The sequence below is a fragment of the Paucilactobacillus nenjiangensis genome (assembly GCF_008632615.1).
Lineage (GTDB): Bacteria > Bacillota > Bacilli > Lactobacillales > Lactobacillaceae > Paucilactobacillus > Paucilactobacillus nenjiangensis.
Genome location: NZ_CP043939.1, coordinates 1,171,901 through 1,186,234, shown reverse-complemented (window position 1 = coordinate 1,186,234; position 14,334 = coordinate 1,171,901). Strand labels below are relative to the sequence as shown.

General features: G+C 40.3%; 15 protein-coding genes and 1 riboswitch. Of the genes, 14 read left to right on the top strand and 1 reads right to left on the bottom strand.

The window, feature by feature from the left end; genetic code table 11:
- Nucleotides 1-237: 237 nt before the first annotated feature.
- The gene (gene tnpA, locus F0161_RS06045; protein WP_150204018.1) at nt 238-699 is read left to right on the top strand and encodes an IS200/IS605 family transposase; all 462 of its coding nucleotides are present in this window, start codon (nt 238-240) and stop codon (nt 697-699) included.
- A 289-nt stretch (nt 700-988) separates the two neighbouring features.
- Here tnpA and F0161_RS06040 read toward each other — a convergent pair whose 3' ends face one another.
- Nucleotides 989-2,194 (bottom strand): IS110 family RNA-guided transposase, encoded by a 1,206-nt coding sequence (locus F0161_RS06040; RefSeq protein ID WP_150204017.1) that lies wholly within the window; start codon nt 2,192-2,194, stop codon nt 989-991.
- A 374-nt stretch (nt 2,195-2,568) separates the two neighbouring features.
- Here F0161_RS06040 and F0161_RS06035 point away from each other — a divergent pair, with 374 nt between their 5' ends.
- From F0161_RS06035 to der, 13 genes are all read left to right on the top strand, one after another.
- Nucleotides 2,569-3,444 (top strand): CvfB family protein, encoded by an 876-nt coding sequence (locus F0161_RS06035; RefSeq protein ID WP_137601303.1) that lies wholly within the window; start codon nt 2,569-2,571, stop codon nt 3,442-3,444.
- A gap of 3 nt (nt 3,445-3,447) precedes the next feature.
- Complete coding sequence (gene xerD / locus F0161_RS06030) at nt 3,448-4,335, top strand: site-specific tyrosine recombinase XerD (RefSeq protein WP_150204016.1); 888 nt, start codon at nt 3,448-3,450, stop codon at nt 4,333-4,335.
- A gap of 40 nt (nt 4,336-4,375) precedes the next feature.
- Complete coding sequence (locus F0161_RS06025) at nt 4,376-4,738, top strand: reductase (protein WP_137601305.1); 363 nt, start codon at nt 4,376-4,378, stop codon at nt 4,736-4,738.
- Nucleotides 4,728-5,522: a segregation and condensation protein A gene (locus tag F0161_RS06020; RefSeq protein ID WP_150204015.1), complete on the top strand. Its 795-nt coding sequence runs from the start codon at nt 4,728-4,730 to the stop codon at nt 5,520-5,522. The genes F0161_RS06025 and F0161_RS06020 overlap by 11 nt, the downstream gene beginning before the upstream one ends.
- Nucleotides 5,500-6,114, top strand: a complete 615-nt coding sequence (gene scpB, locus F0161_RS06015; RefSeq protein WP_190318837.1) for an SMC-Scp complex subunit ScpB — start codon at nt 5,500-5,502, stop codon at nt 6,112-6,114. Before F0161_RS06020 ends, scpB begins: the two co-directional genes overlap by 23 nt.
- Nucleotides 6,086-6,814 carry a pseudouridine synthase gene (locus tag F0161_RS06010; RefSeq protein WP_150204014.1) on the top strand — a complete coding sequence of 243 codons (729 nt, stop codon included), beginning with the start codon at nt 6,086-6,088 and terminating at the stop codon, nt 6,812-6,814. The genes scpB and F0161_RS06010 overlap by 29 nt, the downstream gene beginning before the upstream one ends.
- Nucleotides 6,815-6,901: 87 nt before the next feature.
- Nucleotides 6,902-7,025: riboswitch (FMN riboswitch) on the top strand.
- An 85-nt stretch (nt 7,026-7,110) separates the two neighbouring features.
- On the top strand, nt 7,111-7,692 hold the full coding sequence (locus tag F0161_RS06005) for an ECF transporter S component (RefSeq protein WP_318635326.1): 582 nt from the start codon (nt 7,111-7,113) through the stop codon (nt 7,690-7,692).
- 143 nt (nt 7,693-7,835) lie between these two features.
- Complete coding sequence (locus F0161_RS06000; RefSeq protein ID WP_150204013.1) at nt 7,836-8,861, top strand: helix-turn-helix domain-containing protein; 1,026 nt, start codon at nt 7,836-7,838, stop codon at nt 8,859-8,861.
- Nucleotides 8,854-10,299, top strand: a complete 1,446-nt coding sequence (locus F0161_RS05995) for a RecQ family ATP-dependent DNA helicase (protein ID WP_150204012.1) — start codon at nt 8,854-8,856, stop codon at nt 10,297-10,299. The genes F0161_RS06000 and F0161_RS05995 overlap by 8 nt, the downstream gene beginning before the upstream one ends.
- Nucleotides 10,300-10,360: 61 nt before the next feature.
- A complete protein-coding gene (locus F0161_RS05990; protein ID WP_150204011.1) occupies nt 10,361-10,897 on the top strand; it encodes an SAG1386/EF1546 family surface-associated protein in 537 nt (178 codons plus the stop codon).
- A gap of 15 nt (nt 10,898-10,912) precedes the next feature.
- A complete protein-coding gene (gene cmk, locus F0161_RS05985; protein ID WP_150204010.1) occupies nt 10,913-11,596 on the top strand; it encodes a (d)CMP kinase in 684 nt (227 codons plus the stop codon).
- A 73-nt stretch (nt 11,597-11,669) separates the two neighbouring features.
- Entirely contained in the window at nt 11,670-12,875 is a 1,206-nt protein-coding gene (rpsA, locus tag F0161_RS05980; protein ID WP_150204009.1) for a 30S ribosomal protein S1, read from the top strand.
- An 80-nt stretch (nt 12,876-12,955) separates the two neighbouring features.
- Nucleotides 12,956-14,266, top strand: coding sequence for a ribosome biogenesis GTPase Der (gene der / locus F0161_RS05975; protein WP_137601314.1), 1,311 nt, complete (start codon nt 12,956-12,958; stop codon nt 14,264-14,266).
- The last annotated feature ends 68 nt before the right edge of the window (nt 14,267-14,334 follow it).

Sequence of the window (14,334 nt, the reverse complement as noted above, 5' to 3'; positions counted from 1 at the left end):
TTATTGATGACAAAATAGGACCTTTCGAGGTTCTATTTTTCTACCATTAGTCAAGGGAAACCTTGATCTAATGGTTTTTTATTGCGTCTTTAGACCTGGTTGAGCACGTCAACTGTGCGAAACAAAAAACCACCTGCTATGCGGGTGGAGAGCAAATGGGTTATACAAAAATGCCCCCATCAGATTTAGAATGAAGGTGTCGAAGCCAACATAAAAAATCGAAAGGGAGCATTAAATATGGCGAATAAACTTAATAGTCTTGCGCACACAAAATGGTATTGCAAGTACCATATCGTATTCACACCAAAGTGTAGAAGAAAAATCATTTATAATCAATATCGGAAGGATATACAAAACGATATTAGGCTGTTATGCCAGTACAAAGGTGTTGAAATAATTGAAGGACACATGATGCCAGATCATGTACACCTGTTGGTCAGTATTCCACCCAAATTAAGTGTTTCAAACTTTATGGGATACTTGAAGGGCAAAAGTGCGTTAATGATGTTTGACCAACATGCGAATTTAAAATATAAATTTGGAAACAGGCATTTCTGGTCAGAAGGATATTATGTTAGTACAGTTGGTTTGAATGAGGCAACCATAACAAAATATATTAGAGATCAAGAAAAACATGATCAAGCAGTAGATAAATTAAGTGTTAAAGAATATGAAGACCCTTTTAAGGGTTCCAGGTAAGTAATAACGTCGCCACTTAAAGTGGTGGTAAAAGTGACAAATGCATTCAATTGGCTTTGATGAAATAAAAAGCCAGCGCCTTGAGACGCTGGCAAGTACATAGGGCTTATAGCCCATGAACAAACCACCCGTTTTACGGGCGGTTATGATTTTAATAAAGCATGGCTACAGGCCTATCCAATAACGTATATGGGCTGAAAATGATTAATTAAATTGAGTATACACGAAATAAACATCCCTAGTATTCCTAATTTTTGAGATTCTATAATGAACTTGAATGGATAATGATCTACAGTTCTGGCGTGAACTTCATAGGATCATAAAATTCATTATTTTTGATGAGGTGGTAGATGGTTCGATTGAGCCTTCCCATCGCAGCTACGGCAATCTTCTTGGTGTGAATGTCACCGGAAGATTGCTTTTTTCTTTGATAGAACAGACTAATGTTACTAGGATGATATCTTGAGACACTCACTATATTCAGTACAGCTTTGAAAAGTATTTTACGAGCGTAGGTATTCCCACGCTTCCTGATGTGCTGTCCCATTTCAAAGTCCCCAGATTGATATTGAATTAAGTCAATTCCGATATAAGCATTAATCGCATTAGGTTTTCTAAATCTGCGGATATCGCCCAATTCAGCCACCAAACATACTGCTGTTTTAATACCAATTCCTGGAATCGATTGTAGAATGGTAATTTCCTGAAGATTAGCTGAAATTTCAGTCATTTCGTCAATCGTTTTCTTCTTCAAAGTATCGAGTCGTTCTACTTGTCCGGCTAAATAAATTACAGCTTGGACGGCATGTGTGCAGTTTTCAACAGCTGGAGCTGAATTATATGCCAAATCTTGTAAGTGCTGGGCTAGAACGAGCGAACGACGTTCACCCATATTCTTAGGTGTCGCTTCAAGAATTAGCCGAGCCAGTTCGGTAATTCCCATTTCTAAAACCAGAGATGGATGTGGAAACTGCTGAACGATGTGCCAATACAATGCACCATCGGTGACACTTGAGAATCGTTCAATTTCGGGGAAAGCCAGTTGTAGTTTTTGATGTAATCGATTCTTAGCCCTAACAATATCTTCATTCAGCTCTTGATATGTCCGTTCTAAATCATGCAGTTCTGAATAAACTGGTTGTTCCTGAAATGTTGGCTTGTAGTGATGTTGTGACATCGCCATTGCCAATGAAACTGCATCTAATCGGTCATTCTTATTGTGGCGAAAACTATCCATATCCTTCTTAGCTGCTAAAGGATTAATTTCTGTATATTGCCAACCGTTACGGATCAGAAAAGCACGTATACTGCGAGAATAGATTCCTGAAGATTCAAAAATTATCTGTGGTGATGTTAAGCCATCTAGCTCATCTTCAAGAATTTCAAACCCAGGCCGGTCGTTTTGAATTCTGAATTCTTTGTAAACCTTTTGTTCAATCAAAATTGCTACATTGTAGCTGTGCTTACTTACATCAATACCAAATACGATATCCATGACTAACTACCACCTTTATGAAAGTTGTATTCACTGATTCACTCATCTCAATTTTCAATACACAACTTTAAATAGCCAACAAACTTCGAGCGAGTTAATTTGTGAACCAAATGAAGTTGCCAGTTTTTTTTACGACGTCACCAGAAGGTGCGCCAAATAGAACCTCGACATGTCAACTTCATTACCACTTTAACAAAAAAGGAAAAGTGGTGAATCATAATTCCGTCGAATTATGATTCACCACTAATGTTAGTCAGTTTTTTTGGAGTAAAATAGCGCCTGAATAGAAGTATCTACGTTAGCTGCTTTCATATTCAGTTGTTTACGTGTAAAATGAATAACGATATGGAATATAAGAATCTCGAGGAAAAATAATGAATCCAAATTTAGGAAATATTGTCACTGCCAAAATGATTGACGATAATGACGACAATTACTTTGTACAGATTGACGGTGAAACATACAAATTACCCAAGCAGGAAATGGACAAAGAACTCCACATTGGAGGGATGGTCAAGGGTTTTGTTTATGAAAATGAAGATCATCAACTCCAAATGACAACCAAAATTCCGGAAGTTCGCCGCGAACATTTCGCTTACGGGACGGTTGTGGCCGTTCGTCGTGATTTAGGTGTGTTTGTGGATATTGGTTTAGCTAATAAGGATGTAGTTGTCTCATTGGATGAATTACCTACTGTTAAGCCATTGTGGCCTCAACAAGGTGATAAGTTGATGATTGGCTTGAAGTTTGATAATCATGACCGGATGTGGGGCCAATTAGCCGATGAAGAGATGTATACGGCCATCGCCAACCGTGCGGATGATCATTTAAAGAACGTGGATATGACTGCCACCGTTTATCGCTTAAAAATGGTCGGTACGTTGGTGTTGACTGACGAATATTATCTAGGCTTTATTCACCCGAGCGAACGGGATGTGGAACCTCGACTCGGTCAGCAAGTTAAAGTACGGGTCATCGGTGTTCGTCCAGACGGCACCTTGAATTTATCGATGAAACCACGGGCTTATGAAGCTATTCCTGAAGACGCCCAGATGTTAGTCGCAATGATGGAACATTCTGGAACCAATTCAATTCCTTACACCGATAAAAGTGATCCAGAAACGATTCGGGATGTCTTTGGCATCAGTAAGGGCCAATTCAAGCGGGCGATTGGTAATTTATTAAAACAACGCTTGGTGGAACAAGTTGATGGTGAATTAAGGTTATTAAACAAATCAGACGGAGAATAATCGATGAATGATATATTGCAAGATTATTTGCATTATTTACGAATTCAACGAGGGTTAGTCGAAAATACGATTATTAGCTATAAACAAGACTTAGTTGCCTTTTCAGAATTTCTAACCGAACAAAAAATTACTAGCTGGGATAAAGTTGATCGCTATGACGTGCTGAACTATTTGGCTAAGTTGCAAGACGAAAAAAAGGCTAAAAGTTCAGTGGCGCATTTAGTGTCGACATTACGCCAGTTTTTTTCGTACTTAACCAATGAAGAAAAAATTGAAGCCAATCCAATGGTGCATATTGATCCACCTAAAGGGGCCCAACATTTACCACAAGTCTTAACTAGTGAAGAAGTTGAACGCTTGCTAGCCGTGCCAGACGTTTCCAAGCCACTCGGGATTCGTGACCGAACGATTTTAGAGGTCATGTATGCAACGGGTTTGCGAGTTAGTGAATTAATCAATTTATCGATGGATGAGTTGCATTTAGAAATGGGACTAATTCAGCCACTGGGAAAAGGTGATAAAGAACGGATTATTCCGATTGGCGAAGTGGCGATTGACTGGTTACAGAAATATTTAAATGGCGCCCGGGAAACCTTATTGAAACAACAATCGAGTAAATATGTTTTCTTGAATGCTCATGGCCGGCAATTGACTCGGCAAGGCATTTGGAAAAATTTGAAAGCCATTGTGGTGAAGGCTGGAATTACCAAGAATGTCACGCCGCATACTTTACGCCATTCATTTGCAACCCATATTTTGGAAAATGGGGCTGATTTACGGGTGGTCCAAGAATTATTAGGTCATGCCGATATTTCTACCACCCAGATTTACACCCACATTTCGCAAAAACGATTGGCGGAAGTTTATAAACAATTTCATCCACGGGCGTAAAATGATAAAATAAACTGAAGAAATTTAAAGGAGCAATTCAATGCTAGTAAACTATCGTAGTGATTACGAAAAAATTGCAATGGGACTGCTTTCGTTTGTACCAGAATTAAAACCGCTGGCTCGACTTCAACAAGAAATGCAATGGCATTTAAAGAGTGAAAGTCGGCCGGTTTATTTGTGGCGCGATGAAGATGATCATTTTATTGGCATCGGCTGTTGTGAAGTCGGTGAAGATTATGTCTTAATTCGCCGTTTATCATTTACCCCGACTAACCGGACTGGTCGTGATATTTTTGGCTTATTAAGTGCGATTAGCGACAAGTACCCAGGCAAGCGATTGATGGGCACGTTGGAGACACAACCCATCGTGACTAATTGGAGGCGAATGCAACATGGCCAATGATGACAATCTCTCGCCAATCAGCCAGCCAACGATTAAAGTTAGCGATTTTGAAGGACCACTGGATTTATTGCTGCATTTAATTCGTAGTTCAGAGATGGATATTTACGATATTCAAATCAGTGATATCACTGGCCAATACTTGGATTACTTGCATAATATGAAAGAAAACCAACTCGAAGTGGCAGGCGAATATGTAGTAATGGCGGCCACTTTAATGTCGATTAAGAGTCGGATGTTATTGCCAAACGAACCAGTGGAAGATGAATTTGTCGACGATGAAGAACTAGTTGATCCACGACAAGAATTAGTGGATCAATTAATTGAATATAAACGTTATAAACAAGCAGCGCAGCAACTCAAAGAAAAAGAAGAATTGCGCCAGCAAGAATATACGCGACAGGCGATGGGGATTCCTGCCGGAGTGGTTAGTTCTAAATTAGCACCAGGGGTCACCATTCAACAATTACAAGCCGCCTTTGATAAAGTTTTGAAACGTAAACAAATTAATCAACCGCTGAATCAGACGGTCCAAGGTGAGGCCGAAAGTATTTCAGCCAGAATCAAGACGGTCTTACAACAAGTGATTACCGGTACCCAGAATTTCGAAGATTTGTTTGAAGATCAAGTGACGGTTGAAGATTTGGTGACCACCTTTTTTGCAATTCTGGAGCTTTCTAAGCATCAAGCAATATTAATTAATCAAGATGACACGTTTGGCCCTTTGACACTTGCTGTCGGACCAAAGAGTGAGGAGTATAACGATGACCAATTTGGAGAAGATTGAGGGACTATTATTCATTAGTGGTGATGAGGGCATCACTGTGACTGATATTGAGCAAATTACTGGGTTTATGCGACCAGCAATTAGTTTAATGTTGGATAAATTAGCGGAAAAATATGCGGAAGATAATGATTCAGCCTTAATTTTATTAAATAGTGATCAAACCTATCGCTTGGCAACGAAACAAGAATTGTCGCCAATCATTAAGCGTTATTTTGAAGTGCCATTGAGTACGCCATTGTCGCAAGCTTCATTAGAAGTATTGGCAATTATAGCGTACCGGCAACCAATTACCCGCTTAGAAATTGATGAAATTCGCGGTGTGCAGAGTTCCGCCACCGTGCAAAAGCTCGTCTTACAAAATTTAATTGAAGAAAATGGTCGACTAAATGCCCCAGGCCGTCCGTTCTTGTATATTACAAGTAGTTATTTCTTAGATTATTTTGGCTTACATGCCTTAGAACAATTACCCCCATTGAGCGAACAAACCGACATTGACCCAGAAGAGATGTCTGGCAATTTATTTTTACAAGCATTTGAAAAGCGGCAACGCGAAGGAGAACAACATGGAACGACTACAAAAAGTAATGGCTGAGGCCGGCGTGGCATCACGTAGAAAGTCAGAAGTCTTGATTGCAGAAGGCCACGTCCAAGTTAACGGCGAAACAGTGACGGAACAAGGAATTAAAGTCGGTGTGCACGACCAGGTAAGTGTCGATGGCATTCCGTTAAATCATGCTAAGTTGGTGTATTACCTGCTTAATAAGCCACGCGGCGTGATCTCATCAGCGAAAGATGATAAGGGTCGAAAGACGGTGGTCGATATCTTGGCCGACACCGTCACTACTCGTGTTTACCCAGTCGGACGATTAGATTATGATACAACCGGTCTGTTACTGTTGACCAACGATGGGGAAATGGCGAACAAACTCACACATCCACGGTTTGAATTTGAAAAAACCTATGTTGCTAAGGTCCAAGGTATTATTCGTAATGAAGAAATGAAACAGTTACGGATTGGGGTCAAAGTGGATGGACGGAAAACTAAACCGGCCAAAACAAAGTTACTCGATACCGATACCTCAAAAAAGACGTCGTTAGTACAATTAACCATTCATGAAGGGCGCAATCATCAAGTTAAGAAAATGCTGAAAGCGGTTGGCCACGAAGTCATCAAACTTCATCGGGAATCTTATGGCTTTTTGAATTTACAAGGCGTGCCTAGTGGCCAATATCGCCCACTTCGAACGAGTGAAGTGCTAGAACTGAGAAAGCAAACAGGGACAACTGAATAACTTTTGGTACAAAAGTATTGAAGGTTACAAAATCATTTGATACAATGCAACTGAAGCGTATGTGAGTACGCCAAAAAAATTTAATAGGTTCGTCTTCAGGGCAGGGTGTAATTCCCGACCGGCGGTAATAGCCCGCGACCTGCATTATGTGCAGCTGAACTCGGTGGAATTCCGAGTGCCGACAGTAGAGTCTGGTATAAAGAAGATTTTCGCTAATTAATAGCCGTAAATCTTATTTGATTTGCGGTTTTTCTTTTCGAACGTCAATCGTGAAGATGGCCTCCACGGAGGTTTTTATGATGAGCAACAGCAAAGAGTTCAATGTCCGGAAATTAGTCATGATGGCACTGTTAGGTGCGATGGCTTTTGTCCTCATGTTTATTGAATTTCCGATTATTCCAATCACACCGTTTTTGAAAATTGATTTTTCAGATATTCCGGTGTTATTAGGTTTAGTCATTTATGGACCAATTGGGGCAGTTTGTATTGCCGCGATTAAGTGTCTCCTACATGCCATTATTTATGGAATGTCATTAGGCGAATTGATTGGCGTGGGGAGCAATTTCTTAGCTTCGCTCACGTTGATTATCCCTTATCACTACTTCTTGGGCCGTGACTGGTCGATGAAAAAGAAGATGAGTTGGGGTGTGATTAGTAGTACCCTCACCATGACGGTAATCATGTCGTTACTAGATTGGTTAGTGATTATTCCGGTGTATATGGCTGTGTTTGGGATGAAATTATCAATTCCACTGGCCCAAATGGTCTTGTTTGGCGTAGTTCCATTTAATATCATCAAGGGAATTGTGGTTGGGGTGGTCTTTTGGTTTGTGGCGACACGTTTAAACCACTGGCTAGGGAAACGGACGGCCAAATAAATTCCTTGACGCCAACCGTTAACTCGCATAACTTAATAGTATAAAGTAAATTATTCAGTGTAAAAGCTGGATAATTTTTATTTGGACGGATTTAATTAGCCGATGGTCTCGGTCATCGATACTTAAAGACAAGGAAGTTTATCGTGGACACTTATTTAATTACATTATTATCAGATCAACAGCCACGACGGATGCGCGTGATTGAGAATATCTTAACCAATCGCCATACAGTGACGACGTTATTTTGGGGACTTCGTTATGGTATTTTAAATTGGCTCGGTAGCGACCGCCAATTAGTGCGCGCTGATTTTGATGGGCAATTACGCCAAATGCAAGACGATGGACTGCTACAGCTGGATAATCAATTTATTTTATTAACGTCCCAGGGAAAAGCAGCGCAAGCCCAATTCTTGAGCCAGCACTACCAACCACGGTTTACCAGTGACTATTTAAATTATCAAGTGAATGCTGCCTGGCCACGGCTGATGTTTGCCAGTCAGGTGATTTCGGAGTTTAGTTATGAAAATGCCAAATATGCGCCGATTTCGTTTGAAGATCATGAACTCAGGTACGTAAAGCGATGGTTTGCTGCCAACAAATCAGCGGCCATTATTCAAGATTTTAAGGACGAGTTAACCGGTTTTTTAGGTACCTTAAGTGAAACCGAAGCCACCTTTATGACGGAATTATTAGTCGGTCATGACAGCCCCGGCTTGTCGATTGACCAGTTAACGGGACAACTAAAGTTGCCGTCAATTGATGGCGAGATTATGGCCAATGATTTAATTGTCGGTTTAATGCAATATGCTGATCAGCAAACGACGTTATTAAAACAGTTATTTGCCGACTTACATCTTGAGTCACCGATGAGTCATAGTGGCTATGTGACCTACCAACTGTTTGTAGCGAATCATTCGATTGCACAAATTGAACAACAACGGTTTTTGAAATTAAGCACGGTCCGCGAACACTTATTGGAAGCGGCTATTTTTGATGGTCCTCAATTTCCATATCAGCGGTTACTAACTGCGGAACAACTGGCGGATTTTGACGCTCAATATGCTGGAAATATTGATGATTGGCAAGTGCAAAATGTGAGTGGCGATAAGAACCTAGATTTCTTTAACTTTCGATTGTTTCAGATTATGAGGAGTACCAGTCATGAATGAGCAACAATTACATGAAGTTTTACAACAACAATTTGGCTTTGATGATTTTCGGCCAGGCCAACAACCGGTGATTGAAGCAATTTTGAATCACCAAGATACCTTAGCTATTTTACCAACTGGCGCTGGCAAGACCCTATTGTATCAATTGCCAGCTCGTATTTTACCAGGTAGCGTGATTGTGATTTCACCGTTATTGTCTCTAATGCAAGATCAAGTGAATCGGTTACGTCAGTTAGGTGAAAAACAGGTGACGATGTTGAGTTCAATTCAGACCCGCGCTCAACAACAAGCTACGATGAATCATTTAGCGCATTTCAAGTACATCTTTGCCTCACCGGAAACAATCACCAAGCCAGAGGTGATGGCGCAATTAAAGCAAATTAAGATTGCGATGATTGTGATTGATGAAGCGCACTGTGTCTCTCAGTGGGGGCCTGAATTTCGGCCGCAGTACTTATTATTAAAAACACTGTTAGCGGACGTTTCCCATGATGTGACCTTAATGTTAACCGCCACTGCGACGCAGCGAGTGCAAGATGACATTCTAATCAAATTAGGTTTAAGGGTGCGACAAGTCACGGTGGTGCGACAGTCGGTGAATCGCCCAAATATTTTTTTGAGCGTCCAAACTTCTACCTCGCAAACTGACAAGCAAACCCAATTACTGCAGTTAGTGAAGACGTTAGGTGGGGCTGGAATTGTCTATTTTTCTAGTCGAAAACAAGCCAGCCAAGTGGCACAGTGGTTACAAGAACAAACTGGTCTGAACGTGGCAGCATATCATGCGGGGATGAGTCAAACCACCCGTTACAAGATTCAACATCAATTCATGAACAATCAACTCCAAGTGATCTGTGCTACTAGTGCCTTTGGGATGGGAATCGATAAAGAAGATATTCGCTTTGTCATTCATTATCATGTGCCCGCTAACCTAGAAAATTATGTGCAAGAAATTGGCCGGGCCGGTCGCGATGGTCAGCAAAGTTTAGCGGTCATTTTGTATTCACCAGGGGATGAGTATATCCAAGTTAATCTCAGTGATTTGACGATTCCTAGTGATGCAGTGGTCAATGATTTTATGTCTGGGCAAATTAAGGCGGAGCAGTTGGGGGATGTGGGTGATTTACTAGACTTTTATCGCTCCCAGCACTTACAAACGGAACAGATTATTCAAATCTTTCAGCAGCAACGTCAAAAGAATCGCCATAATTTAGACCAATTACTACAATACGTGAATACAACTGGGTGTCGTCGGGCGGTTATCTTGAATTATTTTGGTGAACAATTGTTAACTCACAATGAGAGCTGTTGTGATGGTTTCGATAATCCATTAAACATTGAACAACTGGGATTGAAAAAAATTGAGAAAACATCGATAAAACCAAACGTCCAAAGTTGGCAGAGTAGACTCAATCAACTATATTTTGTAAAATCTTAAGTAAAAATAAAATGCGGTATGATACAATTAAGTAAATGAAAATGCAAAGGGGGCACGCTTGATGAGTGACAATCGGGAGGACCAACAGAAAAAAGAAACAAAACCTTGGGAAAAAACTTTTAGTGATGATCAAGATAAAGATCAAGAGGGTAACCTGTCAAGAACTAGAAGACGGCAACAAACTTCACACCATACAATGTTCACCACGCTGTTGATTGTGGTAATTATTGCTTTAGCTGCCACACCAATCATCTATTGGGTGAATCACCAAAATTCATTTAATCATCCAAGTAATACGGAGCAGGTGGCCAGTGCATCCAGTAGTAAAAAAAAGAGTTCGGCCAGTTCAGCTAAAACTTCTGTAGAAAACAGTAAAGTTACTAGCTCAAAAAAAGCTTCTGCTAGTTCGGAAAAAAAGACATCTAGTTCGAGTTCTAGCAGTTCTAATGCAGATGAAAAGTACGTGACTGTTGAATCTGGACAAGGGGCTTACCGGGTCGCAGTCAACAACGGTATTTCAGTTGATGAATTGTATCAACTAAACGGCTTGAGTAGCGGAGCAACATTAACGCCAGGCCAACAAATCAGAGTTAAATAGGAGTCGGAATAGGCAATGACAGAAGCATTACAGGTAGCAATTGATGGACCAGCATCTGCTGGAAAAAGTACGGTGGCTAAGTTAGTCGCAAAAAAATTTGGCTATGTCTACTGTGACACTGGCGCCATGTATCGGGCAATTACCGTGGCGGCGCTGGAAGCTAAAGTTGATTTAACGGATGATTCAGCTGTGACGAACATCGCACAGCAAACGTTAATTAAATTCTTACCAGGAGATCCAGTACAGCGGGTCTTTATTGGTGACCAAGAAATAACTGAAGCCATTCGGCAACCAGAAATCACAAACAATGTTTCGACCGTCGCCGCCATTGGTGCAGTGCGTGAAGAGTTGGTGAAACAACAGCAAACCATCGCGGACCAAGGTGGCATTGTGATGGACGGACGAGACATTGGGACAACCGTGTTACCCAACGCAGATGTCAAAGTCTTTATGATTGCCAGTGCACATGAACGTGCACTCCGTCGTTACCATGAAAACATCGCTAAAGGAATCACGACTCCATTAGATAAGTTACAAGCTGAAATTGAATTACGAGATAAAAAAGACTCAACTCGCAAGGTATCACCATTAAAACAGGCTGATGACGCCATCTTGCTAGATACAACTAAATTAAACATTAATCAAGTTGTTGAAGCAATTAGTGAAATAATCAGAAAAAAACAAGATGAATTACGCTAAATACTAGCTTTATCAGTTGTTTTTAGGTATTATTAAATGTGTACTGTTGAGTCGCAAGGAGGAAATATTTTTCATGTCTGAAAATGAAGATAGAAACGACCTATTAGATGCTTTAAATAGCGTAGAAGAAGTAAATGTTGGCGATGTTGTCAAGGGTGAAGTACTTACCATTGATGATGACCGACAAGTAATTGTTGGGATCGAGGGCGCCGGTGTTGAAGGGGTTGTTCCCGCAAAAGAATTATCAACAAAGCCAGTTGAAAACGTCAAAGACGAAGTTAAAGTCGGGGATGTATTAGACTTGGTAGTTATTTCAAAAATTGGAAATGACAAAGAAAATGGTAGCTACTTGCTATCACATCGTCGTCTTGAATCACGTAAAGTTTGGGACGAAATTCAAAAACAAGCTGATGCTGGTGAAACAATCACAGGAACCGTTAGCCAAGTTGTTAAGGGTGGACTTGTGGTTGAAGTTGGTGTGCGTGGATTTGTTCCTGCATCAATGATTACAGATCACTTTGTTGAAGATTTAAATGAATTTAAAGGTCAAGAACTTGAATTTAAGATTATCGAAATTGAACCAAGCGAAAATCGTTTGATCCTTTCACATAAGGCTATTGTTCAAGCTCAACGTAAAGAAGCTGCTGAGAAGTTGTTCGCAACTCTTGAAGTTGGTTCAATCGTTGAAGGTACTGTTGCTCGTATGACCAACTTTGGTGCTTTCGTTGACCTTGGTGGTGTTGATGGACTTGTTCACGTGTCAGAAATTTCATATGACCGTGTTGAAAAAGCTTCAGATGTACTTGAAAATGGACAAAAAGTTAACGTTAAGGTGCTTTCAGTAGACCAAGAACGTGGACGAATTTCATTATCAATCAAGCAAACATTGCCTGGACCTTGGGATGATATCGCTGAAAAAGCTCCAGAAGGTAGTGTCTTAACAGGTACTGTTAAGCGTTTGACTGCATTTGGTGCCTTTGTTGAAGTGTTCCCTGGTGTTGAAGGTTTGGTTCATATTTCACAAATCTCACACAACCATATCGCTACACCTGCTGATGCTTTAACTCCTGGACAAGAAGTTCAAGTTAAAGTGTTAGAAGTACATCCAGAAAATCAACGTCTTGGTCTTTCAATCAAAGCATTGGAAGAAAAACCAGCTACTGAAGAAAAGAAGCCATCACAATCACGTAACTTGGCTTCAGATGCTCCTGAAGAAGAAACTGGCTTTACCCTCGGCGAAATTGCTGGACAAGCTCTAAAAGATGATAACAAAGAATAGTCTAACAACATTCGAATAATACTTTAAATTAGGCTGGGATGATTCCCGGCTTAATTTTTGCAATAAAATGAGGTGATATCATGGCAAACCCTGTCGTGGCAGTCGTTGGACGTCCTAATGTTGGGAAATCAACGATTTTTAATAGAATTGCCGGTGAACGAATCTCGATTGTCGAAGATACTCCCGGTGTAACGCGTGATCGAATTTACGCACATGGTGAATGGCTTGGAAAAGAATTTAACCTGATTGATACTGGTGGAATTGAAATTTCTAATGCGCCATTTGTTGAACAAATCAAGCAACAAGCTGAAATTGCGATTGATGAAGCAGACGTGATTATCTTTTTGGTTGATATTCAAAGTGGCATGACTGATGCGGATGAACAAGTAGCACAAATTTTGTACCGCTCGAATAAGCCAGTTGTGTTGGCTGTGAATAAAGTCGATAATTTTGAATTACGTTCGCAAGTTTATGATTTTTATTCACTCGGTTTTGGCGATCCATATCCAATTTCTGGTGCCCATGGCATTGGACTTGGCGATTTGTTGGATACTGTGATTGATAACTTTCCTGAAGAAGGTGTTATTGAAAAAGATGATAGCATTCGCTTTAGTTTAATTGGTCGTCCCAATGTTGGTAAATCATCCTTAGTCAACGCTATTTTAGGTGAAAATCGGGTGATTGTATCTGATGTTGCCGGCACTACCCGTGATGCGATTGACACTCAGTTTACGAGTGAAGATGGTGACAAGTTTACGATGGTCGATACCGCCGGAATCAAAAAACGTGGGAAGATTTACGAAAATACTGAACACTATGCGATGCTAAGAGCCATGCGCGCTATTGATAATAGTGACATTGTGCTCGTGGTTTTGAATGCTGAAGAAGGTATTCGGGAACATGACAAGCGAATTGCTGGCTATGCGCATGAAGCTGGTCGTGGTGTGATTATTATTGTCAATAAGTGGGACACGATTGAAAAAGACAATCATACGATGCAAGATTTTGAAAATCTGATTCGGTTTGAATTTCAATATCTGAGCTATGCGCCAATTATGTTTGTGTCTGCAATGACTAAGCAACGATTAACTAAGATTCCTGATTTGGTGAAAGAAGTTTATACCCATCATACTCGTCGCATTCAGTCATCAACTCTGAATGATGTTTTGATGGATGCCATTGCTGCTAATCCGACCCCAAGTAAGAATGGTAAACGTTTGAGAGTCTTTTATGGTACTCAAGTGGCTATTCAGCCCCCAACGTTTGTCATTTTTATGAATGATACTGAATTGATGCATTTCTCATATGAGAGGTATTTAGAAAACCAAATTCGTAAAGCATTTGATTTTACTGGAACACCAATTCACTTGATTAAACGGACGAGAAAATAGAAATATTTTGATGAATTACTAACGTTTCAAAATGGAGAAATCATTTTGGAACGTTTTTAATTATTTTT

Excerpts from the sequence above, each read along its gene's own strand:
- tnpA (WP_150204018.1), top strand. The coding sequence starts at position 238 with ATGGCGAATAAACTTAATAGTCTTGCGCACACAAAATGGTATTGCAAG.
- F0161_RS06040 (WP_150204017.1), bottom strand. The coding sequence starts at position 2,194 with ATGGATATCGTATTTGGTATTGATGTAAGTAAGCACAGCTACAATGTA.
- F0161_RS06035 (WP_137601303.1), top strand. The coding sequence starts at position 2,569 with ATGAATCCAAATTTAGGAAATATTGTCACTGCCAAAATGATTGACGAT.
- xerD (WP_150204016.1), top strand. The coding sequence starts at position 3,448 with ATGAATGATATATTGCAAGATTATTTGCATTATTTACGAATTCAACGA.
- F0161_RS06025 (WP_137601305.1), top strand. The coding sequence starts at position 4,376 with ATGCTAGTAAACTATCGTAGTGATTACGAAAAAATTGCAATGGGACTG.
- F0161_RS06020 (WP_150204015.1), top strand. The coding sequence starts at position 4,728 with ATGGCCAATGATGACAATCTCTCGCCAATCAGCCAGCCAACGATTAAA.
- scpB (WP_190318837.1), top strand. The coding sequence starts at position 5,500 with ATGACCAATTTGGAGAAGATTGAGGGACTATTATTCATTAGTGGTGAT.
- F0161_RS06010 (WP_150204014.1), top strand. The coding sequence starts at position 6,086 with ATGGAACGACTACAAAAAGTAATGGCTGAGGCCGGCGTGGCATCACGT.
- F0161_RS06005 (WP_318635326.1), top strand. The coding sequence starts at position 7,111 with ATGATGAGCAACAGCAAAGAGTTCAATGTCCGGAAATTAGTCATGATG.
- F0161_RS05995 (WP_150204012.1), top strand. The coding sequence starts at position 8,854 with ATGAATGAGCAACAATTACATGAAGTTTTACAACAACAATTTGGCTTT.
- F0161_RS05990 (WP_150204011.1), top strand. The coding sequence starts at position 10,361 with ATGAGTGACAATCGGGAGGACCAACAGAAAAAAGAAACAAAACCTTGG.
- cmk (WP_150204010.1), top strand. The coding sequence starts at position 10,913 with ATGACAGAAGCATTACAGGTAGCAATTGATGGACCAGCATCTGCTGGA.
- rpsA (WP_150204009.1), top strand. The coding sequence starts at position 11,670 with ATGTCTGAAAATGAAGATAGAAACGACCTATTAGATGCTTTAAATAGC.
- der (WP_137601314.1), top strand. The coding sequence starts at position 12,956 with ATGGCAAACCCTGTCGTGGCAGTCGTTGGACGTCCTAATGTTGGGAAA.